The following is a 25,857-nucleotide window of genomic DNA, read 5'->3' on the forward strand; positions in this document are numbered from 1 at the left end:
AATTTCCTTGCTTATAAAATCAATGACTGTTTTGTTGAAGCAGTAGACTGCTTAATAATTCGCTTATGCTCCCATTCTTGGTTTTCATGCGGAAAGTCACTTCGGTAATGTCCTCCTCTACTTTCTTTTCTTGCAAGAGAGGACTCTGCAATAAGCAGACCTGCAGTTAGCATATTGCAGATGGTCGCAGCTTCCCTCGAATATATAACTTCTTGATCAAGAGGTATTCCATCCAGAAAATTTGTGAATTCATGCACAATAGTAGCCAATTCGTTTTCATGACGAATGATTCCTACACAATCCATCATTTTATGCTGAATTTGTCTTGTGGCAGGCAGTATTTTAGGCATGCCTTTATAGACGTAATGGACGGGGACATAACGAGATACCGTTCTCGCTTTATGTAAAATATGACGCCCTGTCCGTTTTCCAAATACAAGACACTCTAACAATGAATTGCTTGCTAGACGATTTGCTCCATGAACGCCTGTAGAAGAAACTTCCCCCACAGCATACAATCCTTCAACACTTGTTTGTCCGTAACTATCTACTTCAATTCCACCCATTAAAAAATGTGCGCCGGGAGTAACAGGTATTCGTTTTTTGTCCAGTTGAATTTTATACTTTCGACACAGTGCCGTAATCGTAGGAAATTTCTGTTGGAAATGAGCCACTTTTTCAATGTCTAAAAATATGGATCTTCCTTTTTTCATTTCATTAAAAATTGTCCTTGCTACAACATCTCGCGGTGCTAAATCCTTAAAGGGATGAACGCCTTCCATTATGCGTTCATTCCATTCATTTACCAGCACGCCACCTTCCCCTCGAACCGCTTCGGATACTAGACCTTTCGCTTCCTTTTGATACAAAAGCGTCGGATGAAACTGAACAAATTCTAAGTCCGCTAATTTTGCTCCAGCCCTGTACGCAAGCGCTAGCCCATCTCCTGTCGCAAGCGGCTGGTTAGATGTATGCTTGTACAAAGCGCCGATTCCTCCGGTAGCAATAACCGTTTGGCGAGCATGATATATAGTAATTTTGTTGTTTTCACCTTGTCCGATAGCACCTCTGCACGTTCCATCTACAGTTACTAAATGCTGAATCATTTCGTTTTCAATCACTGTAATATATGGCAGTACTTCTTTTTTCAAAAAAGCGAACAGCGCTTGTCCTGTTGCATCGCCACCTGCATGCAGAATACGATTCATACGATGGGCTCCTTCTTTTCCAAAATGCAGCGTACCATCTGGATTTTTATCAAACTTCATTCCTTTATGAATCAATTCATTTACTACAGCCGCACCTTCTTCCACTAAAGTGCGTACCGCTTGTTCATTGCAATGCTTACTGCCCGCAACCAACGTATCATAGAGATGTTCACTCCAGTGATCGCTGCTTCCAATAGCAGCTGCTACTCCGCCTTGAGCAAGAACTGAGTTATTGCGGTCAATTTTCCCTTTCGTTACCATTACAACTCTGTTATGACGACACAGTTCATAAGCTGCAGAAAACGCTGCTAATCCGCTTCCAATAATTAAAACATCCGTCTCTAACATTTTACACCTCTTTATTTACATGTGTCTTGACACCTATATTTACATATTATTAAATGAAAGACAAGAAGTTTTTTTATCGGAGGGAGAAAATGATTTATCTGGACTATGCAGCAACAACGCCAATGAGACAAGAAGCAATTGAAGTATATACTGAAGCGGCAACAAGCTATTATGGAAACTCCAGCAGCCTTCACACACTTGGAACACAAGCAGAGAATTTACTTACGCTATGCAGAAAAAAATTAAGCCTGTTAGTAAATTGTCGAGAGGATGATCTTTTTTTTACAAGCGGGGGAACAGAAGCTAATTACTTAGCTATTCATTCTCTTTTAAAAGGAAAAAATGACGAAAGAAAACATATAGTGACAACGAAGCTTGAACATTCTTCGGTTCTTCATACGTTGCAGCAGCTTGAAAAAGAAGGATTTTCCCTATCTTACGTACCTGTAGATCAAAACGGAGTTGTGTCTGTAGACGACTTAAAGAAAGCTATTCGACCTGACACTGTGCTAGTAGCCATTCAGCATATCAATCATGAGCTCGGTACAATTCAGCCAGTTGAGGATATTGGTCATTTTTTATCTAAAAAAGAAATTCTCTTTCACTGTGATTGTGTTCAATCTTTCGGTAAGCTTCCTATTGATGTTAAAAAGCTGAAAGCTGATAGCATCTCAGTCTCTAGTCATAAAATTTACGGACCAAAAGGTGTAGGAATGGTATACATGAATTCAAGTTCTTCTTGGAAGCCTATTTACCATAAAGCAACTCATGAAAAAGGCTTTCGCCCTGGGACTGTAAATACAGCGGGCATTGCTGCCTTTACTGAAGCAGCTGAATGCGCATATGCAGAAATGAAGACCGCCCGAAGCCATTATGAGCGCTTAAAATCGTACTTACTGGAAAACCTAGAGCCTCTTGCTCCTTTTATAGAAGTAGAAGGTCTTGGGAACTCTCATTTTCCTGGAATTATTGGACTGACGTTTTCAAACATACAGGGTCAATATGTTATGTTACAATGTAATCGTCACGGAATTGCTATATCTACGGGAAGTGCCTGTCATGTAAATCAGCAGGAACCATTAGCTTCTCTACTTGCGATTGGGAAATCGACTGCGAATGCTAAGAACTTTGTACGTATTTCATTCAGTCAACATTCAACGTTTAAGCATATTGATCGACTCATATCCGTTTTTCATTTATTACAGCAAGAATTTATGACAGTGTAAAAGGAGGGATTAAAGGTGCCAGGAACTCAAAAGAAAATTCTTGGAGAAGAAAGAAGAGAACTTATTCTACAATGGTTACAAACAGAGAATAAACCAATGACAGGCAGTGAGCTTTCGAAACGAACAAACGTTAGCCGCCAAGTCATTGTACAAGATATTTCACTGCTTAAAGCTAAAAATGAGCCCATTATCGCAACAAGCCAAGGATATATTTATATTCAAAATCCATCTCAAACTACCGTGCATCAGCGAATTATTGCCTGTCAGCATACGCCAGAAGATGCTGAAAAGGAGCTTCTCCTGCTTGTTGACCACGGCGTTCTCGTAAAAGATGTAACCGTTGAACACCCTGTGTATGGTGAATTAACGGCTTCCGTTATGATTCAAACCCGAAAAGAAGTAGAAACGTTCATAGAAAAAATTCAAGAAACAAACGCAACTTATTTATCTCAGCTAACAGATGGGATTCACCTTCATACGATTGAAGCAGATACAATTGAAAAACTGAATGCTGCCTGCTTAGCTCTTGAAGAGGAAGGCTATTTAGTTTCGAATGAATAAAAAGGTGTTATAACAAAAAAAATCCCGCTTTAAAGCGGGATTTCTGTTTCAAGTAGTGTATGGGGATAGCTTCCTAAAAGCTCTACGCTACAGCCTAGTGCCTCAAGTTCAGCCATAGCCCCAGGGATTAATACTTCATCCATTTTTTGTTCAATATCAACGATAAAGAAATAGTTTCCAAGCCCTGTTTTCATAGGACGGGATTCAATTTTAGACAGATTTAGCTTACGCCAGGAGAAGGCTGAAAGCACTTGATGAAGCGCTCCTGCCTGATCAGATGGAAGTGTAATCATTAACGTTGTCTTGCACCCGTTTCCAGCTAAAAATGGCACCTCTTGCCCTCCATCTTTATGCAAAATAACAAATCTTGTTGTATTATGATCATAATCATGAATGTTCGGGCAGGCAATATGTAATCCATATTCATGGGCTGCTAACCCATTCGCAATAGCTCCAATATTAAGCTCAGGGTGTTCGCTTACATACTTCGCAGCAAACGCCGTTGATGTCATCTCTTCTACTGCAGTTGACGTACATTCTCCGTGTAAAAATTTATGACACTGCGCAATTGCATGAGGATGAGAATAAATCGTTTCAATGTTTTTCCACTGTTTTGCACGAGATGGATGAACCATTAAATGCTGACGAATTGGAAGCACAATTTCCCCAACAATCGGCAGACGACGTTCATGAATAAGATAATCAAGTGTTAAATTTACAGATCCTTCAAGTGCATTTTCTAACGGTACAATTCCATACTCAATTTCTCCGTTATCCACTGCATCAATGCATGCTGGAATTGTTTTGTATGGAATATGGTCGTGCTGTTTAAATACGCCTTGGACGGCTACATGTGTAAATGTTGCCTTTGGTCCTAAATATCCTACTTTCCCCACAATCATGCCTCTCCTTATCTATATCTGTTTGCCATTATGCCCCTGAACCAAGCACGTCCACTTTATCTACAAACTCTAAGCTTTTCAGTCTTCGCAGCATTTCATTTAATTCAACATTCATGCTTGCTGTATCTAATGAAAGAGTTACGTTGGCACGCCCTTGTAAAGGGATGGTTTGGTGAATCGTTAACACATTGCATCCCGATGATGCAACGGTGCTCAATAAATGTGATAAAGTTCCTGATCGATCTTCAATATGAAAAAATAGTGAAATAATTCGCTGTTTGACAACCGTCTGAAACGGAAAGACCGTGTCGCGGTACTTATAAAAAGCACTGCGACTCAAGTCTACGGCTTGTACAGCATCTGCTACCGATTCAGCTTTTCCCCGTTCAATTAACAGCTTCGCATCCAATGTTTTTTTCATCGCTTCTGGTAATACATCTTCGCGAACTAAATAAAACTGCTTATCGCTCTTATGCAAGTAAAGCCCCTCCCCTTATCCTATGAACAACAATTAGTCAATAAATTCAAATTCATATTCAAACAGCTTTACAATATCGCCATCTTTTGCTCCTCGTTCACGAAGGGCTTCATCGACGCCCATGCCTCGAAGCTGGCGCGCAAATCGACGAACTGATTCTTCACGTGAGAAGTCAGTCATCTTGAATAATTTTTCGATTTTTTCACCGCTTAATACGTATGAGCCATCACTATCACGCGTAATAACAAATTCCACTTCTTTCTTTTCATGCTTGTACAGTACGCGGTGCATAGATAGATCTTCCTCTTCTTGCATTGGGAATTCCGGCGTAGTTTCTACAAGATCAGCTACTGTAAATAACAGTTCGCGGATTCCATCACGTGTTGCTGCAGAAATTGGAAAGACTTTCACTTCGTCTCCTACTTTTTCTTTGAATGCAGCTAGATTCTCTTCAGCTTGCGGGATATCCATTTTATTTGCTACCACTACTTGCGGACGTTCTGTTAAACGCATATTATATTGACGCAGCTCTTCATTAATGGTTAAGTAATCTTCATATGGATCACGGCCTTCTAAACCTGACATATCGATTACATGGACAATAACGCGGGTACGTTCAATGTGACGTAAAAACTGATGACCTAATCCTACCCCTTCATGTGCACCTTCGATTAGCCCTGGTAAATCCGCCATCACAAAACTGCGATTATCTTCTGTTTCAACTACTCCTAAATTCGGATTAATTGTTGTAAAATGATATTCAGCAATTTTTGGCTTTGCAGCAGACGTTACGGATAATAACGTTGACTTTCCAACACTTGGGAAACCAACTAATCCTACATCCGCTAATACTTTTAATTCAAGAATTACATTTCTCTCTTTACCTGGCTCTCCATTTTCTGAAAGCTCCGGTGCTGGATTTGCAGGTGTAGCAAAACGCGTATTCCCACGCCCTCCGCGTCCACCTTTAGCAATCACTGCGCGCTGGCCGTGCTCAACTAAATCAGCAATCGTTTCGTTCGTATCTTCATCTAACACAACCGTACCTGGTGGAACTTTTACAACCATCGGCTCAGCGTTACGTCCGTGCTGTCCTTTTGACATTCCATGTTCACCGCGGCTTGCTTTAAAGTGACGCTTATAGCGGAAATCCATCAGCGTACGTAATCCTTCTTCTACTTCAAAGATGACATCTGCACCGTGACCACCGTCACCACCTGCAGGACCTCCTTTTGGTACGTACTTTTCGCGACGAAAGGCAACCATTCCATTTCCTCCGTCGCCACCTTTTACATATACCTTGACCTGATCTACAAACATTTCTTTTTCACTCCGTTCTATATCTTAGCTCCTGCAATAGCAAAAGCGCTGTTAACTTATTGTGAGCATAAGGCTAAATTCATCTTCAGACATATGCTGTTCAACCAATGCAACTCCTTGAGCGCACTCATAACATTGTAGCTTGTTTTGTAGCTTCTGTATATCTGTTAGTATTCCACTAAAGTCAAAAAAGAAACGAATTCCCCGTTCTTCAATGCATACTGAAATACTCAAATAGTTTTCTGCATGATAATCAACATATTTTTCGAGTGCTTCTGTCAAATAGCAACACCAGTTGTATACGAACTCATCGTATTGTGATAAATCCTTCAATTCTCCGAGCACTTCCACATCTAAGCGAACAGCATGGTTATTCCAATGATAGGTCATAACAAAGCCCGCAAACAGTCGCATATTGATGTTTGTTAACTTGGATTCATGTTTGGATTCATTTACAATTTCTTCAATGATTTCATTCGCTCGATCAAGCCGATTCAACGCTAGATTGCCTTTGATTAATTGCAGCTTATTTAACCAATCATGCCGCGCGTATCTTAATACCTCTACGACATCCCATTCTTTTTCCATCTTAGCACTCCTAACTTTGACTCGAGCATAAGTATTTCACAACGCTGACAAACATCTCGTATCAATCTTCTTAGATATGTTCGATTATAACAAATTCCAATGGGTAATAGGTGAAATATTCTACAAAAAGAAAACTCTAACCTACTTGGGTTAGAGTTTTCTTTTTGTATCTTATGCTTCTTGAGCAACAGGGTATACAGATACTTTTTTACGGTCACGACCGAAACGTTCAAATTTAACGATACCGTCGATTTGCGCGAATAAAGTATCATCTCCACCACGACCTACGTTTGCACCTGGGTAAATTTTAGTACCGCGTTGACGGTATAAAATTGAACCACCAGATACGAATTGGCCATCAGCACGTTTAGCACCAAGACGTTTCGAGATTGAATCACGACCGTTTTTAGTACTACCTACTCCTTTTTTAGAAGCGAAGAATTGAAGGTCTAATCTTACTAACATGACATCCACCTCCTGTTTAGTTGTCGTTAATTTTTATATAATTACTGTAATCTAATTCGATCGTTTTCAGTGAAACAACCATACCTTCTAATAGCAATTGAATCTGTTCCAATGTGAACGAATCCACATCTTTTGGAATCTCACAACGGAGATACCCACCATCTCCACCTTGCTCTAAGTGCGGTTCAACCCCACTTATTGAAAAGATAGCATTAATTGTCCCAAATGAAACTGCAGATGCTCCCGCACAAACAAGATCTTTTCCGTGTTCGGAAAAGTCAGCATGTCCACTCATCGTGAACCCGTCAACTTTCTTATTTGCATCACGAGAAATCGTCACCTTAATCATTTGTTATAATTACGCGTTGATAGCGTCGATTACAACTTTTGTGTAAGGTTGACGGTGACCTTGCTTACGACGATAGTTTTTCTTTGCTTTGTATTTAAATACAGTGATCTTTTTAGCGCGACCTTGTTTTTCAACTTTAGCCGTAACTGTTGCACCTTCTACGAAAGGAACACCAACTTTCACGCTGTCGCCACCTACAAATAATACTTTGTCAAAAGTAACTGTTTCGCCTTGTTCACCAGCAAGTTTTTCAACGTAGATTGCTTGACCAGCCTCTACTTTAATTTGCTTACCACCAGTTTCAATAATTGCGTACATTCTCTGCACCTCCTCTAAAAACTAAGACTCGCCATCACAGGTGTTCAAGTGAACTTAAAACCTGTTCTGAGCGGTTGTAGCACGGGTGCTACAAACCAACATATTAAATCTTACTACAAATCAAAGGTTAGTGTCAATTGGAATTCATGTTTTCTTCTAAAATTTTATATAGAAGCAGAGACCCTTTTTTGGATCTGCTCATTCGACCCCAATTGACGCAAAACAAATGCGTTTGTATAATCATCGCTTGGTGTAAGGTATATGGTTTTTTTTACCATTTCCTCTAAAGCGTTGAGAAATCCTTGAGCCTTCATTTCATTTATAACATCACTTCGCGTCTCAATCCAAATAGCCTCTTCTTCCGCGCCGCGATGTTCCCAAATTACACGTTCAATTTGAAAAGCAGCCGTTTTGGAATCAATCATTTTACCGGTTCCTTCACATACTTCACAAGGCATAGTTAATGTTGATCCAATACTATTGCGCACTTTCTTCCGCGTTAATTGCAATATGCCAAGCTCTGTAAAGCCAACTATATTCGTCCGCACTTCATCTTGTTCACATAGCTTTTTCATGTATCTTTCTACTTCTGTCCGATCTTCTTTATGAGGCATATTTATAAAATCAATTAAGATCATGCCGCCTAAGTGACGTAATTGCATCTGTTTGGACAGTTCATACGCAGCTTCCATATTTGTTTGAAGCATTGTCTTTCGAATATTATCTTTTCCTGAAAACTTCCCCGTGTTCACGTCCACGACCGTCATCGCTTCCGTTTCGTCAATAACGATATAGCCTCCGCTTTTGAGCCACACGATTCGCTTTAAAAGCTTCTCTATTTGCCGTTCCAGATCGTAAAAAGAGAAAATATTTTCATTTCCTTTATAGTACTCTATTGACAAGTTAGAGTAGGTAGTTTGAAGATGCTGATATAGGTCGAAGTCATCTACTACTATCCCATCAATTCCTTGTTGAAGTGCAGCTTGCACTCTTGTTTCGAGAAAATCTTGTCCTTTGCTGACTAGGGCAGGAGCTTTCATTCCCTGTGTCTGTCGTTCAAGGCGCTCATATTTTTTCTGTAGCTCTTTTATTTTATGTTGGACCGCGGCTTCTGATTTTTCTGCAATCGCTGTTCGAAATAAAAAGCCTTCCATCCCCTGTTTTAACCGCTCACCAAGCTGTTTCCACTGTTGTCGTTTTGGCTCAGCTATTTTTTTGGATACAGCGACATAGTTTCCGTGCGGTAAATATACAAGCTCATCAGAAGAAAATTCAATGATACCCGTCAGCTTGGGCCCTTTTGTCCCAATGCCTTCTTTTACAACTTGAACCAATACTTTTTCTCCTTCACGAATAAAAGCAGACATCGGCTGCTGATCTTTGTGAGGATTCTCTGACTGCTGATAGGATACAAGTTCATTTCGATGAATAAATCCGTTCATTGATAAACCGATATCGATAAAGGCTGCTTGCATATGCGGCAGTACTTTTACTACTTTACCCCAATATATATCACCAATAATTTGATTCTCGCTTTGTTCTTCTAAATAGATTTTTTCTAGTGCTTTATCGTTTATCACGGCTATACGTTTTGAAGAAGTAGCCGCGTTAATAATACATGCCTTCACATACATTGCCTCACTTTAATCTAAATTCATAGGAAAAAGTTCGGTCAGTGCAACCTAACTTTTTTCATTCTATTCTATGTTACTAGAAATCAGTAAACTGTTACAAGTTCGTCTAGTTGGCTATTTGTTCTTTTTTCTACAAAGTAAGCGTGTAAAAGTTCATTTTCATCAATCTGTACATGCTCGCCTGTTTGAGATGTAGCAATAATCATATGCTTACAACCTCTTTGGAATTTTTGCAGAACTTGATGGAGCGTCTCACTGGTTGATACACTTAACGTTTTTAACGCTCCAATTGGATGCTCTTTGCCATGATATCTCTCCAACAAAAAGCGCATGTAGACAAATTGCCTGCTCTTCCATTCCAAATATCCGGATATAATTAAAAATGAAATAACAATCCATAAGTGCAGCTGAAAAGGATACATAATGACGGCGTAAATAATACCGACAGCTAAAAAAAACGTTGATAACCGGAGCGCGAGCTTATGCGCTTCTAAAAATGGTAAAGACCGACTGCAAATTAAAAAAAGCAGCTTCCCTCCGTCCAATGGCCAAATGGGCAAAAGATTAAACAGTAAAATCACCGTGCATTGAAACATAAATTGCTCATACGTTTCCAAAGACAACACATTTATTTTCATTAATAAGAAAGCAGCTCCAAACATCCAGAGATGCTGAAGAGGTCCACTTATTGTCACAATAAACTCTTCTCGAAATGGACGATTCCCATGTTCATCTACTTCTGCTACTCCCCCAAAAGGTAAGAGCATAATTCTGCGAATCCGCCAAGAAAAACACTGAGCCGCTACGGCGTGGCCCAGTTCATGAATAATTACAATAATAAATAACAAAAAAAGCTGCTTTACCGTAGCCGTTAAGATACCAATTACGAAAACCCCCCAAAACAATGGATGAATGTGAATTTTCATCAATAACGAAAAAGCACTATTCAAATTGAATCACCTGACTAGGATCCACAAACTTATCGCCTTTTTTAATAGCAAAATAGAATGTTCCAGCATCGCCTTTTTTACTGTTTTCCACAATTCCTACTTCTTTGCCTTTATTTACAAAATCATACATACTAACATTGATTTTTTTGAGCTGTCCATACCAAGTTTCGGTTCCATCGGCATGTTGAATAATAACGGTATTCCCAGTATCATCACGTTTTCCTACATACCTTACGATACCTTCACTCATTGCTTCTACAACCGAATCCACTCCTGTTTGAACCGTCACGCCTTGCTTACTTTGAGCAAATGTTTCCGTTACTTTCCCTGAAGCTGGAGTAGCATATTCTCCGCTTACACTTTGCTCCGTTTTGCTAGACTCTTTATTCGGCAATAGCGTTAACGGCTTCCCAAACTTATCTTCGTACCAGGAGGAAACAGCTGCAAACTGAAATTCTTTATCCATTGTTTGTTGAACCACCACTCTGGCCTGTTCAAAAGTAGGAGAAGCGTTCTTGAACATAATCCCTACAATTAACACTAAGCAGGCTGAAGCTAAGATTTTAAATAAAAAGCGTTCTTTTCGAAATAACGGGTGATATTCCTCTGCTGATGGTGTGTATTCAACCGCAGAATAATCCATCGATCCATATTTTTCTTCTTCGCTCATTAAGGACGTATGAAGAGGTTCTTGAGGAAGACGCTTCGTTGTATTTAATTGTTTTCGCTTACGCTCAGCAATTCGTTTACGGATTTCATCAGCACGTCGATTCATGATTCATCATTCTCCTTGTTCTTATCGTATAATCAACTATATGACTTGTCCGTGGAGCTTATGACAGCTTGACTCTACAAAATCACACAAATAAAAAAAGCTTCCTCTATCGGAAGCTTTTTAAGAACGAACACCAAAGAATCGTTTAATACGTGCAAACATTCCCTTATCTTCTTCATCTAACGATTGAAGAGGAACCGTTTCACCTAGAATACGTCTTGCAATATTACGATATGCAATTGATGCTTTGCTTGATGGGTCCATGACAATTGGTTCACCGTTGTTAGAAGCACGAATAACATTTTCATCGTCAGCAACGATTCCAATTAAATCAACAGCCAGAAGCTGAGAAATTTCTTCCACGTCCAGCATGTCTCCATTTTTCATCATATGACTACGGATTCGGTTAATAACCAGTTTTGGAGACTCGATATCCTCTTGCTCCAATAATCCAATAATACGGTCAGCATCACGAACAGCTGAAACTTCCGGTGTTGTCACAACGAGTGCCTTATCAGCGCCAGCTACGGCATTCTTATAGCCTTGTTCAATACCAGCTGGGCAATCAATAACCACATAGTCATAGTCTTGCTTTAACTGAAGAACTAACTCTCTCATTTGTTCTGGTTGAACAGCTGTTTTGTCACTCGTTTGAGCAGCAGGAAGTAAGTACAAACATTCAAAACGCTTGTCCTTAATCAAGGCTTTTTGCGGTTGGCATCGACCTTCTACCACGTCTACAAGATCATAAATAATACGATTTTCAAGCCCCATTACAACATCCAAGTTGCGTAAGCCGATATCAGTGTCTACTAGACACACGCGCTTTCCAGCTAATGCTAGAGCAGTACCTAAATTGGCTGATGTCGTTGTTTTTCCAACTCCACCTTTACCAGACGTAACAACAATAGCCTCTCCCACTGTCAAATTCTCCTTTCTACCCTGGTCAAATTCGGTCTTAGATGCGGTAAAGTTTGCACGCGATCTATCACCATTTGATCATTATCATCTAAGTATGCACATTCCATTATATTCTCTTCCTTCTCACTGCGCTCTTCTTCTGATCGGGTAATGATATCAGCAATGCGCAGCTGTGAAGGTTTCATTAACGATGCAGCAATAACGGCGTTTTTATTGCCTCGATATCCTGCATGAGCAATTCCTTTTAAAGCACCTAATACAAATAAATTTCCTCCAGCTACAATGGTTCCTCCGGGATTTACGTCTCCGACTAGAAGCAAATCGCCTTCTACATGGAGAACCTGTCCTGAACGAACTACCTTTGTAACAGATACTAATTCACTTTCTTCTCTTACTCGGACTGCATCTTGCTTTAAAATAACGTTACTATCAATTTGTTTAACTACTAAATACTGATTTTCTTCTATGAGCGCCTTCAATTCGGTTTCCTGCTCTGTAGTTAAATAACGATTTCCGATTTTGACATACACTGTGACGATCTGATCGGCATCGCCATGCTTATTTGTCAAAAGCTTCGTCTTAAGTTCCGTCAAAAGCTCTGCAAATGAACATGTATCATTGAGATGCAACGTTAATCCATCTTTTGTTCCTTTAATTGTCACATTTTGTTGCTTTTGTTTATTCAAGACGCTCACCTCAACGAATATATAATTTCGACAGAGACTTACTCAATTCCTTTTTTTCGTTTCTTCAATCAGCATTTTTATCCTATCATGAACGAGAAGCGTAATATATGTTCCGATCAGCGTTCATCGATAAATTTAGCGAAATATTGAAAACATCTTTGAAGCGGAAATGCAAAAATGAGTGCAAATATGGCATTTAAAATGATGGTTGCGTAAAATCGCTCTTGCAAGAAGCGACCAATGGTCATATCAGATATATTAATAATGCTATTAATTCCATATACATAAAACTCAATAATGGCTACAGCTAATAGCGACATGCAGATTACGATAAGCGTATTTTGCTGAAAAATCTTCATTAGTTTTGATACGATATAGCATACGGCCGGCAATCCAAGCGCGTATACTCCTAAGACATCCGTAAAGGCAATATCGTACATGAATCCAAGGATTACCCCATATAGCATCGCTTGCTTTGGGTGATAATACACTGACATAAAAGCCAGTACCACTACAACAAAATGAGGCGATAGAATCCAGTCTCGCCATGGTGATGCCATGGCGACAAAATTAACAAAGATACTTTCAAACATAAAAACGACAAGCACGAGAATAGGAAGGACAAACCGCTTCATCAGTTAGCCTCCTCCGCCCCTAAATCGTCTTCAGCAGCGGGCGCACTTCTTTTAGCTACAACTACGTTATCTAAGTCATACAAGTCAGCAGCAGGTTTGATATAAGCTTTTTTCGTTAATCCATATTCATCAGGCTCAATTTTTGTGATAACGCCAATTGGAAGATTGCTAGGGAAAATACCGTCTTCTTGTCCTAGACCAGACGTTACTACTTTTTGCTTTTCTTTAATATCAGCATCAAATGGAATACGACGCATAACAAGCGCCTGTTCTTTATCATCATAGCCTTCAATTAAACCAAACACTTCTTTTTTAGCCTGAATTTTAGCAGATACACGGTTTGTACGATCTGATGAACTAATTAACTGCACAGTAGATGTGAACTTAGATGCATGCTTCACTTTACCAATCAGCCCTTCAGGAGTCATAACAGCCATATTTTCCTGCACATTATGAACCGTCCCTTTATCAATGGCAATTACCTCATGCCAACGGTCTGGATTACGAGCAATAACTGTTGCTTCGATTGGGTTGTATTGACTTAAATCCGTTTTTTTGTCGAGCTGTGCTCTTAATTTTTTATTTTCTTGCTGCAAAGCGTTGGCTTTCGTTTCTAATTGCATGCGTTCGTCTAAACGGGCTTTTAATACCTCGTTTTCTTCGTATGTACGCTTTAAGTCACCTACATTCTGAAAGAAACCCGCTACAAATTGTGCGGGTTCATTAAAGGTAGCCTGAACAAGACCAACCGTATCTTTGACAAACTGTTCAGGCCACGTTACATTTTTACGACCATTTAACGAAAAACCAATCAATGCCACTAATACAATAATACTGACTAATAAAATAACTAAACGTTTATTTAAGAAAAATTGTGGCACGATCTACACCTCTTAATATTTAGCGATATGAATCGCTTGTACGATTTTTAAATAAATCAATGTGTTCTAACGCTTTACCAGTTCCAATTGCAACACAGTCAAGCGGATCTTCTGCGATGACAACCGGCATATTTGTTTCCTCACTAATAACTTTATCTAAATTACGTAGCAATGCGCCACCGCCTGTTAATACAATACCGCGATCCATAATATCCGCCGCAAGTTCAGGTGGTGTTTTTTCTAATGTACTTTTTACTGAATCTACAATAGAAGCCACTGTATCTTTTAGCGCTTCTGCAATTTCTTCTGCTGAAATTTCGATTGTTTTCGGTAGACCTGTTAGTAAGTCACGTCCGCGAATTTCCATGTTTTCAATACCTTCTGGAATTCCGGCAGAACCGACTTCTACTTTTAATGCTTCTGACGTACGCTCACCGATCATTAAATTGTAATTCTTGCGAATATATTGAATAATCGCTTCATCCATCTCGTCCCCAGCGATACGGATTGACTGACATGTTACGATTCCTCCTAAAGAAATAATCGCAACTTCTGTTGTTCCTCCGCCAATATCTACTACCATACTTCCCGTTGGCTCCCAAACCGGTAGATTGGCGCCGATTGCTGCAGCAAACGGTTCTTCAATTGTATACGCATCACGCGCGCCAGCCTGACGAGTCGCATCAATAACGGCACGTTTCTCAACAGCTGTAATGCCAGAAGGTACACAAACCATTACATACGGCTTACCCGCAAACAAACTTTTTGTTTTTTGAGCTTGATTGATGTAATATTTCATCATCGTCGCAGTTGTTTCGTAATCTGCAATAACTCCATCTTTCATTGGACGAAGGGCTACTACGTTCCCAGGTGTACGACCAATCATATTTTTTGCATCGTTACCTACCGCAACGATTTGTTTTGTATCAGTTTGCAAAGCCACAACAGACGGCTCACGCACAACAATTCCTTTTCCTTTTACATAAACGAGCGTATTTGCAGTACCCAAATCTATTCCAAGGTCTCTAGTACCGATTCCAAACATGTGTCTCTTCCTTTCTCTTACCAAAATGCAAAGGTAAAAATTCCATAATTCAATTTCTTCATTTCATAAGTAACATTTTTTATTTTCTATACTTTTTTCATAGATGTCAACGCCAAATATTGTATGATAAAAAGTCATACTTTGTCTATTAATAACGAATGATTGTAAAGAACTTGTCATTTAAAATCATGACTACTATTATAACCCAAGGATTTTAAAAAGCATAGCCTTACATGTATCCTTTTTCTTTTAAACTAATATATTTTCGATCTCCGATAATTAAATGATCTAACAATTCAATTCCTATGATAAATCCGCACTCTTTTAAGCGCTTCGTTACCTCTATATCTTCTCTGCTGGGAGTAGGGTCGCCGGAGGGATGATTATGAATACAAATAAGGGATGCAGCTGAACGACGAAAGGCTTCTTTAAATACTTCTCTTGGATGGACAATAGATGAATTGAGGCTTCCGATAAAAATGGTTTGCTTGTGGAGAACTTGATTTTTCGTGTTGAGGTATAAACAGACGAAATGCTCTTGAGACAGCACGCGCATTTCTTCCATCACATAATTAGCTCCGTCTTCAGGGCCATGAATGGTATATCGCTGACTAGATTTCCGCTGTACAATCCTCTTACCTATTTCAATAGCCGCTATAATTTGAATTGCTTTTGCAGATCCGATACCTTTAATATTCATCATTTCATCAAGCGATGCATGCTGCAAAAGTTGAAGACCTTCAAAATGCGTTAATATGCGATTGGACAGCTGAAGAACAGATTCATCTTTAGTTCCAGTGCGCAGCAAAATAGCAATAAGCTCGTGGTTAGAAAGACTAGAAGCACCCATTGACACAAGGCGCTCTCGAGGTCTTTCATCTTGAGGGAAATCTTTAATTAACAATGATTGATCCAATTTCGCCACTCCTTTTTAGTAAACGAAACCGTATTGTTTTAGCTCACGTATTGTTCGGGAGAGCGGCAAGCCCACCACGGAGAAATAGTCTCCTTCAATTTTTTTAACTAGCGCAGCACCGAGACCTTGAATTCCATAAGAACCCGCCTTATCCATAGGCTCTCCTGACTCTACGTACTGTACGATTTCATCTTGTTCAATCGGCCAAAACTCTACATCTGTTTGTTCATAAAACGTATGAACTTTTGCATTTGATACGAACGCTACTCCAGTTAATACCTGATGTTTTTGACCTGACAGCATCGTAAGTGTTTCAATCGCTTCTTGTTTCGTTTTTGGCTTTCCTAAAATACGATTGCCATATACGACAACTGTATCGGCACCTAGGACAATATCCTCTTTATGATGCGAAGCAACGTCCACTGCTTTTTGCCTAGCTAAATCCATTACTACCTCGGACGGAGTGTATGATGGATTGACGATTTCTTCAATTGTACTAACGTGAACGGTAAAGGGAATGTGAAGCTGCTGAAGTAATTCTTTTCGACGAGGAGAGCCTGAGGCTAAAATTAATGTTTGTTTCATACATCTCACCTTTGCATTTTGATTTAAAAAAGAAGGACACACCGTTATTTTAGCAATTTCATCTCCAAAAGACAATAAACAAGTGAGGCAGCATTGCACTACCTCACTTGTTAAGACGTTACAAGGCTTTCATACTGCTGAAGAGCTTTTAACACGTATCGCTGAGCAAGCCAAGCATCTTTACTGCTTTTATTGTCTTCATATGAAGAAAGAGAAGCAGCAGCTTTTTGAAGGGTGCTCACCATGGTTTTAATGTCTTCATTTGACGCTTCTTTCTGAACTTTTGTCAGCTCTTTTTTCAGAGATTTGATATCGGCTACCCGCTGTCCTTCAATCGCTTTAGCAGATTGATCTAAGAGATTAGCCATAAACGGCTGCGCTGTTGTTATAACCGTTTGATCTTTTTTCCCTAATTCGCTAGTGGGCTTAATTTCATAAGACTTTACATATACATCTTTACCTTGTTGTTTATACGTTTTACTAAGTGCGTTCGCTTTTTCTTCTCCAGTGGCAGCACCAACGACAAGAGAATAGGTTTTAGGTGAAAAGATCTCGCCTGCTTCGTTCTCTTCTTTCCATTTATCCATTGCTTTATTTGCAGCAGTTTTTGATGAAAAAGCACCTGCTTGAACAATGTAAAAGGAAAAAGGTTCTAAAGTAGAAGCAGCAGCTGATGTCCCCTTCGATTCCTGTTCGCTTTTCTTTTCAGCTTCACCAACACTTTCAGTGGTAGACACTGTTTGAGAAGCTTTTTCTTCTTTCGTTTGCTCACTTGTTTGTGCTTTGCTTACAGGCTGTTCGCTTCCTGTCATCATTTTCACACCAACCATACCGATGCCGCTGCCTATTCCGACTGCTAGCAGTACAATCACAGCTGTTCGTTTGATCACACCGCCGTTTACCGTTTTAATCGAAACATTTTTAGGATGTAATCGCGGCTTTTTCTTTTTTTCATTTCTTACATCTTCAATAAACACCACTTTATTTTCTTCCACATGAGAATCTGTGGATCCCGGTTCCGGAAGAACCCACGTAAACTCGTCTTTTTCTGGCGCTTGTTCTTCCTTGGATTGACCGTTGATTTTAATTGAAATTTTTCGTTCCTGCTTGTCCACTGCCCCACCGCCTTTAGTTAACGTAGTCTTAGTACCGGTTGCAAGCTGAGGTAAACCGACATAAAACATACACTTTTTTCCATGCTATCATAGAAGAAAAAAAAAATAACAAGACATTTGTCGTCTTGTTACAAAAGGTTTTCGCTATTTAGTTACAGAAATTTTAAATTTGTCGAAGACTTGAAGCTCAATAAAAAATAGTTGCTAACATACCAATCTATCAATTCGTTTCCATGAAAATAAGCAGCGATTGTGCCTATAAAAATAAATGGAACGAAAGGAATTGGTACACCTACCTTTGCCTTTTTCATTAATAACGCTCCTATACTAACGGTTCCGCCTATTAATATAGCTAAAAAAAGCGATAGCAAAACAAGCTTTACTCCAAGCACAATACCAATCAAAGCATACAATTTAATATCTCCTTCTCCAAGCCCTCCTCTGCTGAGAAATGCGATTAGAAAGAGGAGAAAAAATGCGATTCCTCCTCCCATTAAGGAATCACTCCACGAATTTAATGGAATGAAAAGACGCTCAAGTAGAAAGATAGGCAAAAAGAAAAGCAGCACCTTATTTGGGACAATCATATAGGCTATGTCTGAGACAACTATAATTGTTAAAAAAGAAACAAAGGTTAATATGACAATCAGTTCTAACGTCATATTCAATCTAAAAAAAGCATATACAAATAAACTTCCTGTCGAAAATTCTATGAATGGGTAGATGAAGGAAATTTTTTTGCGACACATACTACATTTTCCTGCATTTTTAATGTAGGAGACTATGGGAATTAATTGTTGTGGAGAAAGAACGTATAAACAGTGTGGGCAATGAGATCTTGGAGATAAAATAGATTTTTTCTGAGGTATTCTAAGTCCTGCTACGTTATAAAATGAACCTAACGTGATACCTGAAACAAATGCATAGAGGTAAATTAAACTCATACTATTTCTTCCATCTCAGGCCTGCTGCTTACTAATTGTAGGTTTTCTTTTGAGTGAAGGAATGTATCTCGTTCCCTTAAATAGCTGCCAATAAACGGAATGAGAAAAGCTGCTAGAAGACCTATTACGATAACCAGTATGATCACTTTCATTAGAGAAATTCCTTTATTCCTCGTTGACAGTTTATCCATTTCAATATCTCTCCTTTATGGATTAGTATCAAACAGCACCTTCGTTAATAAACTGAATCATAATACCCATAAAAGTCATATTCTGTATGCCTCCTTCCTTAAAACACACTTTTTATAGGTAATAAGGATTATACCACTAAAAAACAAAAACAACATAAAAAAACGTCTGCAAAAGCAGACGTCTTTTAATAGTAAGGAGCCATAAATAAGTAGACAATTACACCTGTAAGACTTACATAAAGCCAGATTGGCATTGTCCATCGCACAATTTTTTTGTGTTTTTCAACTTGCATTGTCCAGCCCCACACAAGTGCAAACAGTGCCAGCGGAACAATAATCGCTGCTAGGAAACTGTGTGTGATCAAAATAAAGAAGTAAATGGGACGAACGATTCCTTCTCCACCAAACGTAGCTGTTTCTGTGGAAATGTAATGGAACGTTAAATATGAAACTAAAAAGAGCAGTGTGGAAGTGAATGCTGCTAAAATAAAACCTTTATGAGCATTAATATTTTTCCTGAAAATTGAAATCAACGCTGCAACTAAAAAAATAAACGTAAAACTATTCAAAATAGCATTTAACCGTGGAAAGATAGTCAAATCAAAACTTACTTTTCCTTGATAGCCAATATTCGAAAAGAATAGCAGTAAAATAATAACATTCGCTATCACTGAAAAGGTAAGAATAATACCAGTAAAGTTTTTATTACTTTTCGGTACAATTTTTTCATTATTCTTACTCATGTTAACAATCTCCTTATTTAGTGATGTACATGTTTATTATATATCACTTACCTAAGGGGTGAAAGTGACAATACTTTGAACTTAGTGCTTCCTTATTATCCGTATCCCTTCCTCACATTATGTTAAAAGCAGCAAGATTTCACTTGCTGCTTTTGCTCATTTTAGAAGAAAAGCCCGCACTTCTGATATAAAATACAGAGACCCTGTAATCACGACCATGTCTTGTTCACCTGTCGCCTTTTCTTTTACGTAAGCAATTGCTTTTTTCCACTCCTCGTCCATATGCTTATTATGATGAGTACTCATCTCATAAAGCTCTTGAGCTGGGCGAGCACGAGGAAAGTCAAACGACGTAAATGTAATACTTGCAGCGATTGTTTCAAGTTCTTGGACCATTCGATCAGCGCTTTTATCATTTAAACAGCTGAAAACTAAATGAATGCTTCGATCTTCATAATGAAGGCGTAAAGTAGATAACAAGCTATCAATGCCTTCTGCATTATGAGCCCCATCAATAATCGTTAAAGGATGCTCATTTACTATCTCAAAGCGGCCGTTCCACTTTGTATGCTGAACCCCTTTTATCATTTGCTCCTTGGAGATAGAAAGCTTTTTCTTTTCTTTTAAATAACAAACGGCCATGACAGCCAAAGCTGCATTTTTTACTTGATGATAGCCAAGCATATTTAATTCTAAATGTTCAAATGTGCCATACGGCGTTTTTAACGCAAAGCCTTCCCCATTTGCTAAGGGCTCATAGTTTTTAATGTCAAAATCTTTTCCTAACACAAATAACGAAGCCTGCTTTGACTTTGCTTCTTCAGTAATGACATCAAGCGCCTTTACTTGCTCTGCACCGGTAATAATAGGGACTTCTTTTTTAATAATCCCCGCTTTTTCTGCTGCAATTTCTTCTACCGTATCTCCTAGTATTGCCATGTGATCAAATCCAATGTTTGTAATAATACTCACCATAGGATTCACAACGTTTGTTGAGTCATATCGTCCTCCAAGACCTGTTTCAAACACAGCATAGTCAACTGACTCATGATAGCCGAAATAAAGAAAAGCCATGACTGTAATCACTTCAAATTCCGTTGCTGATCCTAAATTTGTATGTTCTAGTCGCTCCACAACAGGCTTTATTTCCTGAACAAGAGCGGTCATTGCTTCATTTGAAATAGGCTTTCCATTCACGCTGATCCGTTCATTAAATGTTTCGATATAAGGAGAAGTAAAGGTTCCAACTTTATACCCTGCTTCTTCTAACATGTTTCGCAAATAAGAAACGGTAGAACCTTTACCGTTCGTACCAGCAACATGAATAGCATTTAAATTTTGCTGCGGAAAATCAAGCTGCTCTAGCATCCATTCCATTCGTTCTAACCCCGGCTTGATTCCAAAGCGAAGCCTGTTATGAATCCAATCAAGCGCTTCTTCATATGTCGTTATCATCTTTTATTCACCTTTCTTTTCCATCGCTATTATTATGTAAAGAAAAAGCGTCGCTATACAAGCCACGCTTTTTCTGTTGGTTCATTAACCCATTGATTATCCGCGTAATTCAGCAATACGAGACTGAACAGCTTCGCGTTTTTCAACATAATCCTGCTCTTTTGCACGCTCTTCTTCTACTACTTTAGCAGGCGCTTTTGCAATAAAACCTTGGTTGTTTAATTTCTTTTGTACACGTTCTACTTCTTTGTTTAACTTGTCGTATTCTTTTTCTAAACGCGCGATTTCTTCTTCGATATTAATTAAACCTTCAAGAGGTAAAATTAATTCTGCGCCTGTTACAACAGCAGTCATCGCTTTTTCATCTAATGAAACATCTGTTGAAATCACAAGCTCACTTGGATTACAGAAACGTTCTACATACGCACGGTTCTTTTCGAGCTGGCTTTGAATATTTTCACCTTTAGCTTTGATAAATAATTTTACTTGTTTGCTCATCGGCGTGTTCACTTCAGCACGAATGTTACGAACAGCGCGGATAATATCTACAAGTAAACGCATATCGTTAGCAGCTTCTTTATCAGAAAGCTCAGGGCGTACTTCCGGCCATTTAGCTACTGTAATTGATTCGCCTTCATGCGGCAAGCTTTGCCAAATTTCTTCGGTAATAAACGGCATGAATGGATGTAAAAGTCGCATTGTATTATCAAGTACATAAGCTAAAATTGAGCGAGTTGTCTTTTTAGCTGCTTCATCTTCTCCGTAAAGAGGAAGTTTAGCCATTTCAATGTACCAATCGCAGAAATCATCCCAAATAAAGTTATAGAGAATACGTCCAACTTCACCGAATTCATATTTGTCAGCTAATTTTGTTACGTGCTCAATCGTTTCATTTAAGCGCGTTAAAATCCATTTATCAGCAACAGACTTTTCGCCTGATAAATCAAGCTCTTCAAATGTGATGCCGTCCATGTTCATTAATGCAAAACGAGAAGCATTCCAAATTTTATTTGCAAAGTTCCATGTCGCTTCGACTTTTTCAAAGCTGAAGCGTAAATCTTGTCCTGGTGAGCTTCCTGTAGATAAGAAGTAGCGAAGAGAATCTGCACCGTATTTCTCGATTACTTCCATTGGATCTACACCGTTACCAAGTGATTTACTCATTTTACGACCTTCAGCATCTCGTACAAGACCGTGAATGAGTACATCGTCAAACGGACGTTTACCCGTAAATTCAAGACCTTGGAAAATCATACGAGATACCCAGAAGAAAATAATATCGTAGCCTGTTACAAGCACATTTGTTGGGTAGTAGCGTTTGAAATCAGCTGCATCCACATCGGGCCAGCCCATTGTTGAGAATGGCCATAGCGCTGAACTGAACCATGTGTCTAATACATCTGAATCTTGTTCCCAGTTTTCGATATCTGCTGGAGCCTCATGATCTACGTATACTTCTCCAGTTTCTTTATGATACCAAGCTGGAATGCGATGTCCCCACCAAAGCTGACGCGAAATACACCAGTCGCGAATATTTTCCATCCAGTGTAAGTATGTCTTTTCAAAACGATCAGGCACAAAGTTTACTTTTTCTTCTTGTTTTTGAAGATCTACTGCTTTATCTGCTAACGGCTGCATTTTTACAAACCACTGAGTTGATAAATAAGGTTCAACAACGGCACCGCTTCGTTCACTGTGACCTACTGAATGCATGTGGTCTTCAATGTTGAACAATACACCGTCTTCTTGAAGGTCTTTAACAATTTGCTTACGGCAAGCAAAACGATCCATTCCTTCATATTTACCTGCTTTGTCGTTCATCGTACCGTCTTGATTCATCACTAAAATACGCTCTAAATTATGGCGGTTTCCAATTTCAAAATCGTTCGGGTCATGAGCAGGCGTGATTTTCACCGCACCAGAACCGAATTCCATATCTACATAATCATCGCCTACGATTGGAATTTCACGCCCTACAATCGGAAGGACAACCTTTTTGCCAATTAAGTGCTTATAGCGATCATCTTCAGGGTGAACAGCTACAGCCGTATCTCCTAGCATTGTTTCAGGACGAGTTGTTGCGATTTCAATATGTCCAGAACCATCTGCCAACGGATAGCGCATATGATAAAACGCACCTTGTACATCTTTGTAAATAACCTCGATGTCTGAAAGAGCTGTTTTTGTAGCTGGATCCCAGTTAATAATATATTCTCCGCGATAGATTAACCCTTTTTTGTAAAGCGTTACGAATACTTCGCGCACTGCTTTAGAAAGGCCTTCATCAAGCGTGAAGCGCTCGCGTGAATAGTCTAAGCCAAGTCCTAGCTTCGACCACTGCTGGCGAATAAAGCTTGCATATTCTTCTTTCCATTTCCACGTTTCGGCTACAAAATTTTCGCGGCCTAGATCGTAGCGGCTTTTCCCTTCGCTGCGAAGCTTTTCTTCTACTTTTGCCTGCGTTGCAATCCCCGCATGGTCCATGCCAGGAAGCCATAAAACGTCATAGCCTTGCATGCGCTTCATACGCGTTAAGATGTCTTGTAACGTTGTATCCCAAGCGTGGCCTAAATGCAGCTTGCCCGTTACGTTTGGGGGTGGAATTACAATTGTATATGGCTCTTTTTCAGGGTCATTTGTTGCTTCAAAAAACTTCCCGTCTAACCAATACTGATAACGATTTTCTTCAACGGCTTTTGGATCATACTTCGTTGGAAGAGTCACTTCTTTTTCAGACATAATGTATACCTCCATAATATAAAGTTTCAGTCTTTAGAAACTGTGTAAAGCTTTTATAAACATAAAAAAACTCCTTTCCTAATAAAAGGACGAAAGGAGTTGATTTCGCGGTACCACCTTTTTTTATAGACGTATCCCGTTTGATAAGCCTATACACTTCATTTCATAACGGTTGATTAACCGGCTTTTTCTACTGAGCTATGCAGCTGTTCAAAAAAGCTACTCATAGGCGACATTCCGAGTGCACATTCTTAAGAAATCTCACAGCAACTGATTTCTCTCTCTGAAAGACGAACATCCCGTACTCTTCCTATTCACTGTATTTATGTATGAATTTCTCTTAATTATACTATATGAAAAAATGTTGAATCGTCAATAATCTTCTCCATTTTTTTATGATTATATTCATAATTTTTTTGTTCTGCTCTTTATTTTTTCATTCGCTCGCTAATTTTGGAAATAAAATGAAGAGCCCACTCAAAAAAATGTCACCATTTCTTTCTTTTTTCATATACTTACTTTAACCTGGGCACGTGGATTGAAAGGGGCATGTACAAATGAAGAAACGAATAAATGTAAATTCGTATCAGCTGCAGCGGTGGCTCAAAACAGCAGGAGCGGCTTGTGGACAGTTTATTGTTCCTTTAACAATTTTTCAAGGTATACGTACACTATTTTTCCCTACAACCTTTGATGTACTGTTGTTGGCATTGCTTGCCATACTAGCGGTTGCTTTATATTCCGACTGGATTTAAAAACCCAAGCGCTATTCGTTCGCTTGGGCTTGTGCAGCTGCTTCCGCTGCCATTTTTTTTTGCTGATCTACTTCAAATATTTTAATATTGAGCTGTTCAATGTTTTTCGTCAGCCAGTATGCTCGAATAAATGACTGCATATGTTCAAGCTCTGTTTTACTTTCTTTATGTTGCCTATATTGAACGATACACTGATACAAGGGTTCTGGAAACGCCAAATAACTGTGTAAAAGCAGCCGTTCCTCTTCTCTGAGAGCAAAATGTTTTTCATACGTACTAAACCACTCATAGCTGTCATAGGTAGTTACTGGGTATGTGCGAAGAGTACGGAAATAAAATGAGACCAAATCATAAATCGGTGAAGCATCTTTTGCATGTTCAAAATTAATAAAAAAACCATTTCCCCGCTCGTCATAGATAAAATGTTTAGCCGATAGCTTTCCATGAGAAGTAACCAGCCGGATCTTTTCCTTTTCTTCCATTTCATCGTTCCACTGATCGAGCTTTCCAAAACCAAATTCAAGCGCTCTTGTCATTTCATAATAAAATGTACAGTAATGCAATTCAAACGGGGACATATAAACTTTCTTCTCGCATTCTACTACGTACTGCTTCAGCTCTTCCTGACGTTTTTCCCACGTTTCTTTCATCGATGTATAATGATTTTCTATATCTTCTTTTTTCACTTCTACTTCCTGCGCCGAAGCGCCGTGAAGCTTAGCAAGCTCTTGAAATAATTTATGATATCGAATATCACGCTCTTCGGTCGGATTATTTGGGAGCCACGGCATTAAGTAATACGAGCCGCTTTCATCTGAAACAATGGGCTGAGAACGCTTCGTTTGATAAATAGGGACAAATCCCATCCATCCTTTTTGATACACGTTCTGCAGCTTTTGAATGAAGTTTTGATTTCGTTCTTGATGATTCGCCATTTCTTTAAGCGCAAACACGCCGGTTTTCGTATAGACTTTTTTTACTTTTCCGTAGTCTTCGATAAAGTCAACATCTAAGTCATATTCTTTTAACAATACTTTGTAGTCTGCTACTGTCCGCTGCATCTATATTCTCCTTCCTCATAAAAAATAAAGAAAACAGTTAAGACATTATATGCGTCAAAACTG

28 protein-coding genes and 2 other annotated features are annotated in these 25,857 nt (G+C 39.0%); of the genes, 3 read left to right on the forward strand and 25 right to left on the reverse strand.

The window, feature by feature from the left end:
* Window positions 1-11 precede the first annotated feature (11 nt).
* Window positions 12-1,556, reverse strand: a complete 1,545-nt coding sequence (gene nadB, locus LAV82_RS04975; RefSeq protein ID WP_499715702.1) for an L-aspartate oxidase — start codon at window positions 1,554-1,556, stop codon at window positions 12-14.
* 89 nt (window positions 1,557-1,645) lie between these two features.
* Between nadB and LAV82_RS04980 the strand changes: the two genes are divergently transcribed.
* The gene (locus tag LAV82_RS04980) at window positions 1,646-2,782 is read left to right on the forward strand and encodes an IscS subfamily cysteine desulfurase (RefSeq protein WP_053487747.1); all 1,137 of its coding nucleotides are present in this window, start codon (window positions 1,646-1,648) and stop codon (window positions 2,780-2,782) included.
* 15 nt (window positions 2,783-2,797) lie between these two features.
* Window positions 2,798-3,343, forward strand: coding sequence for a transcription repressor NadR (locus LAV82_RS04985; protein WP_013059330.1), 546 nt, complete (start codon window positions 2,798-2,800; stop codon window positions 3,341-3,343).
* A gap of 29 nt (window positions 3,344-3,372) precedes the next feature.
* On the opposite strand, the gene pheA is transcribed toward LAV82_RS04985, so the two are convergent.
* The 23 genes from pheA to LAV82_RS05100 form a co-directional block, all read right to left on the reverse strand.
* Entirely contained in the window at window positions 3,373-4,245 is an 873-nt protein-coding gene (gene pheA, locus LAV82_RS04990; RefSeq protein WP_013059331.1) for a prephenate dehydratase, read from the reverse strand.
* A 28-nt stretch (window positions 4,246-4,273) separates the two neighbouring features.
* Window positions 4,274-4,723, reverse strand: a complete 450-nt coding sequence (thrR, locus tag LAV82_RS04995) for a transcriptional regulator ThrR (protein WP_013059332.1) — start codon at window positions 4,721-4,723, stop codon at window positions 4,274-4,276.
* Between the two features lie 33 nt (window positions 4,724-4,756).
* A complete protein-coding gene (gene obgE / locus LAV82_RS05000; RefSeq protein WP_013059333.1) occupies window positions 4,757-6,043 on the reverse strand; it encodes a GTPase ObgE in 1,287 nt (428 codons plus the stop codon).
* A gap of 51 nt (window positions 6,044-6,094) precedes the next feature.
* A complete protein-coding gene (locus LAV82_RS05005) occupies window positions 6,095-6,631 on the reverse strand; it encodes a Spo0B C-terminal domain-containing protein (protein WP_029320103.1) in 537 nt (178 codons plus the stop codon).
* Between the two features lie 171 nt (window positions 6,632-6,802).
* A complete protein-coding gene (rpmA, locus tag LAV82_RS05010) occupies window positions 6,803-7,096 on the reverse strand; it encodes a 50S ribosomal protein L27 (RefSeq protein ID WP_013059335.1) in 294 nt (97 codons plus the stop codon).
* Window positions 7,097-7,112: 16 nt separating this feature from the next.
* The gene (locus LAV82_RS05015; RefSeq protein WP_013059336.1) at window positions 7,113-7,445 is read right to left on the reverse strand and encodes a ribosomal-processing cysteine protease Prp; all 333 of its coding nucleotides are present in this window, start codon (window positions 7,443-7,445) and stop codon (window positions 7,113-7,115) included.
* A gap of 9 nt (window positions 7,446-7,454) precedes the next feature.
* Window positions 7,455-7,763: a 50S ribosomal protein L21 gene (gene rplU, locus LAV82_RS05020; protein WP_013059337.1), complete on the reverse strand. Its 309-nt coding sequence runs from the start codon at window positions 7,761-7,763 to the stop codon at window positions 7,455-7,457.
* Between the two features lie 14 nt (window positions 7,764-7,777).
* Window positions 7,778-7,849: a sequence feature (ribosomal protein L21 leader region), on the reverse strand.
* A 78-nt stretch (window positions 7,850-7,927) separates the two neighbouring features.
* A complete protein-coding gene (locus LAV82_RS05025) occupies window positions 7,928-9,397 on the reverse strand; it encodes an Rne/Rng family ribonuclease (RefSeq protein ID WP_211077252.1) in 1,470 nt (489 codons plus the stop codon).
* Between the two features lie 83 nt (window positions 9,398-9,480).
* The gene (locus LAV82_RS05030; protein WP_053487751.1) at window positions 9,481-10,347 is read right to left on the reverse strand and encodes a M50 family metallopeptidase; all 867 of its coding nucleotides are present in this window, start codon (window positions 10,345-10,347) and stop codon (window positions 9,481-9,483) included.
* Window positions 10,340-11,122, reverse strand: coding sequence for a M23 family metallopeptidase (locus LAV82_RS05035; RefSeq protein WP_211077251.1), 783 nt, complete (start codon window positions 11,120-11,122; stop codon window positions 10,340-10,342). The genes LAV82_RS05030 and LAV82_RS05035 overlap by 8 nt, the downstream gene beginning before the upstream one ends.
* Window positions 11,123-11,242: 120 nt before the next feature.
* A complete protein-coding gene (gene minD / locus LAV82_RS05040) occupies window positions 11,243-12,043 on the reverse strand; it encodes a septum site-determining protein MinD (protein ID WP_013059341.1) in 801 nt (266 codons plus the stop codon).
* A gap of 2 nt (window positions 12,044-12,045) precedes the next feature.
* Window positions 12,046-12,729, reverse strand: coding sequence for a septum site-determining protein MinC (gene minC / locus LAV82_RS05045; protein ID WP_211077250.1), 684 nt, complete (start codon window positions 12,727-12,729; stop codon window positions 12,046-12,048).
* 116 nt (window positions 12,730-12,845) lie between these two features.
* Window positions 12,846-13,364 (reverse strand): rod shape-determining protein MreD, encoded by a 519-nt coding sequence (gene mreD / locus LAV82_RS05050; RefSeq protein ID WP_013059343.1) that lies wholly within the window; start codon window positions 13,362-13,364, stop codon window positions 12,846-12,848.
* Window positions 13,364-14,245 carry a rod shape-determining protein MreC gene (gene mreC / locus LAV82_RS05055; RefSeq protein ID WP_013059344.1) on the reverse strand — a complete coding sequence of 294 codons (882 nt, stop codon included), beginning with the start codon at window positions 14,243-14,245 and terminating at the stop codon, window positions 13,364-13,366. Before mreC ends, mreD begins: the two co-directional genes overlap by 1 nt.
* A gap of 19 nt (window positions 14,246-14,264) precedes the next feature.
* Window positions 14,265-15,290 (reverse strand): rod shape-determining protein, encoded by a 1,026-nt coding sequence (locus LAV82_RS05060; RefSeq protein ID WP_013059345.1) that lies wholly within the window; start codon window positions 15,288-15,290, stop codon window positions 14,265-14,267.
* Window positions 15,291-15,519: 229 nt separating this feature from the next.
* On the reverse strand, window positions 15,520-16,206 hold the full coding sequence (radC, locus tag LAV82_RS05065; protein ID WP_211077249.1) for a RadC family protein: 687 nt from the start codon (window positions 16,204-16,206) through the stop codon (window positions 15,520-15,522).
* 15 nt (window positions 16,207-16,221) lie between these two features.
* Window positions 16,222-16,791: a Maf family protein gene (locus tag LAV82_RS05070; RefSeq protein WP_013059347.1), complete on the reverse strand. Its 570-nt coding sequence runs from the start codon at window positions 16,789-16,791 to the stop codon at window positions 16,222-16,224.
* Between the two features lie 110 nt (window positions 16,792-16,901).
* Window positions 16,902-17,975: an SPOR domain-containing protein gene (locus LAV82_RS05075; RefSeq protein ID WP_211077248.1), complete on the reverse strand. Its 1,074-nt coding sequence runs from the start codon at window positions 17,973-17,975 to the stop codon at window positions 16,902-16,904.
* 83 nt (window positions 17,976-18,058) lie between these two features.
* Complete coding sequence (locus tag LAV82_RS05080; protein ID WP_499715703.1) at window positions 18,059-18,850, reverse strand: prepilin peptidase; 792 nt, start codon at window positions 18,848-18,850, stop codon at window positions 18,059-18,061.
* Window positions 18,847-19,041 carry a hypothetical protein gene (locus LAV82_RS05085; protein ID WP_013059350.1) on the reverse strand — a complete coding sequence of 65 codons (195 nt, stop codon included), beginning with the start codon at window positions 19,039-19,041 and terminating at the stop codon, window positions 18,847-18,849. The genes LAV82_RS05080 and LAV82_RS05085 overlap by 4 nt, the downstream gene beginning before the upstream one ends.
* A 185-nt stretch (window positions 19,042-19,226) precedes the next feature.
* Complete coding sequence (locus tag LAV82_RS05090; protein WP_013059351.1) at window positions 19,227-19,784, reverse strand: DUF420 domain-containing protein; 558 nt, start codon at window positions 19,782-19,784, stop codon at window positions 19,227-19,229.
* A 156-nt stretch (window positions 19,785-19,940) separates the two neighbouring features.
* Complete coding sequence (locus tag LAV82_RS05095) at window positions 19,941-21,239, reverse strand: bifunctional folylpolyglutamate synthase/dihydrofolate synthase (protein WP_499715704.1); 1,299 nt, start codon at window positions 21,237-21,239, stop codon at window positions 19,941-19,943.
* 96 nt (window positions 21,240-21,335) lie between these two features.
* The gene (locus tag LAV82_RS05100; protein WP_211077246.1) at window positions 21,336-23,978 is read right to left on the reverse strand and encodes a valine--tRNA ligase; all 2,643 of its coding nucleotides are present in this window, start codon (window positions 23,976-23,978) and stop codon (window positions 21,336-21,338) included.
* An 82-nt stretch (window positions 23,979-24,060) separates the two neighbouring features.
* Window positions 24,061-24,305: a binding site (T-box leader), on the reverse strand.
* A gap of 230 nt (window positions 24,306-24,535) precedes the next feature.
* Here LAV82_RS05100 and LAV82_RS05105 point away from each other — a divergent pair.
* Window positions 24,536-24,733 (forward strand): YszA family small membrane protein, encoded by a 198-nt coding sequence (locus LAV82_RS05105; protein ID WP_013059354.1) that lies wholly within the window; start codon window positions 24,536-24,538, stop codon window positions 24,731-24,733.
* 11 nt (window positions 24,734-24,744) lie between these two features.
* On the opposite strand, the gene ysxE is transcribed toward LAV82_RS05105, so the two are convergent.
* Entirely contained in the window at window positions 24,745-25,794 is a 1,050-nt protein-coding gene (gene ysxE / locus LAV82_RS05110) for a spore coat protein YsxE (protein WP_013085128.1), read from the reverse strand.
* Window positions 25,795-25,857: the final 63 nt, after the last annotated feature.

The organism is Bacillus sp. ILBB4, assembly GCF_035064545.1.
In the GTDB taxonomy this organism is placed as follows: Bacteria; Bacillota; Bacilli; order Bacillales; family Bacillaceae_H; genus Priestia.

Bases quoted from the DNA above. Each gene is read 5' to 3' on its own strand.
- nadB (WP_499715702.1), bottom strand. From the start codon at position 1,556: ATGTTAGAGACGGATGTTTTAATTATTGGAAGCGGATTAGCAGCGTTT.
- LAV82_RS04980 (WP_053487747.1), top strand. From the start codon at position 1,646: ATGATTTATCTGGACTATGCAGCAACAACGCCAATGAGACAAGAAGCA.
- pheA (WP_013059331.1), bottom strand. From the start codon at position 4,245: ATGATTGTGGGGAAAGTAGGATATTTAGGACCAAAGGCAACATTTACA.
- obgE (WP_013059333.1), bottom strand. From the start codon at position 6,043: ATGTTTGTAGATCAGGTCAAGGTATATGTAAAAGGTGGCGACGGAGGA.
- LAV82_RS05005 (WP_029320103.1), bottom strand. From the start codon at position 6,631: ATGGAAAAAGAATGGGATGTCGTAGAGGTATTAAGATACGCGCGGCAT.
- rpmA (WP_013059335.1), bottom strand. From the start codon at position 7,096: ATGTTAGTAAGATTAGACCTTCAATTCTTCGCTTCTAAAAAAGGAGTA.
- LAV82_RS05015 (WP_013059336.1), bottom strand. From the start codon at position 7,445: ATGATTAAGGTGACGATTTCTCGTGATGCAAATAAGAAAGTTGACGGG.
- rplU (WP_013059337.1), bottom strand. From the start codon at position 7,763: ATGTACGCAATTATTGAAACTGGTGGTAAGCAAATTAAAGTAGAGGCT.
- LAV82_RS05025 (WP_211077252.1), bottom strand. From the start codon at position 9,397: ATGTATGTGAAGGCATGTATTATTAACGCGGCTACTTCTTCAAAACGT.
- LAV82_RS05035 (WP_211077251.1), bottom strand. From the start codon at position 11,122: ATGAATCGACGTGCTGATGAAATCCGTAAACGAATTGCTGAGCGTAAG.
- mreD (WP_013059343.1), bottom strand. From the start codon at position 13,364: ATGAAGCGGTTTGTCCTTCCTATTCTCGTGCTTGTCGTTTTTATGTTT.
- LAV82_RS05060 (WP_013059345.1), bottom strand. From the start codon at position 15,290: ATGTTTGGAATCGGTACTAGAGACCTTGGAATAGATTTGGGTACTGCA.
- LAV82_RS05070 (WP_013059347.1), bottom strand. From the start codon at position 16,791: ATGAAACAAACATTAATTTTAGCCTCAGGCTCTCCTCGTCGAAAAGAA.
- LAV82_RS05075 (WP_211077248.1), bottom strand. From the start codon at position 17,975: ATGTTTTATGTCGGTTTACCTCAGCTTGCAACCGGTACTAAGACTACG.
- LAV82_RS05080 (WP_499715703.1), bottom strand. From the start codon at position 18,850: ATGAGTTTAATTTACCTCTATGCATTTGTTTCAGGTATCACGTTAGGT.
- LAV82_RS05085 (WP_013059350.1), bottom strand. From the start codon at position 19,041: ATGGATAAACTGTCAACGAGGAATAAAGGAATTTCTCTAATGAAAGTG.
- LAV82_RS05090 (WP_013059351.1), bottom strand. From the start codon at position 19,784: ATGAGTAAGAATAATGAAAAAATTGTACCGAAAAGTAATAAAAACTTT.
- LAV82_RS05095 (WP_499715704.1), bottom strand. From the start codon at position 21,239: ATGATAACGACATATGAAGAAGCGCTTGATTGGATTCATAACAGGCTT.
- LAV82_RS05100 (WP_211077246.1), bottom strand. From the start codon at position 23,978: ATGTCTGAAAAAGAAGTGACTCTTCCAACGAAGTATGATCCAAAAGCC.
- LAV82_RS05105 (WP_013059354.1), top strand. From the start codon at position 24,536: ATGAAGAAACGAATAAATGTAAATTCGTATCAGCTGCAGCGGTGGCTC.
- ysxE (WP_013085128.1), bottom strand. From the start codon at position 25,794: ATGCAGCGGACAGTAGCAGACTACAAAGTATTGTTAAAAGAATATGAC.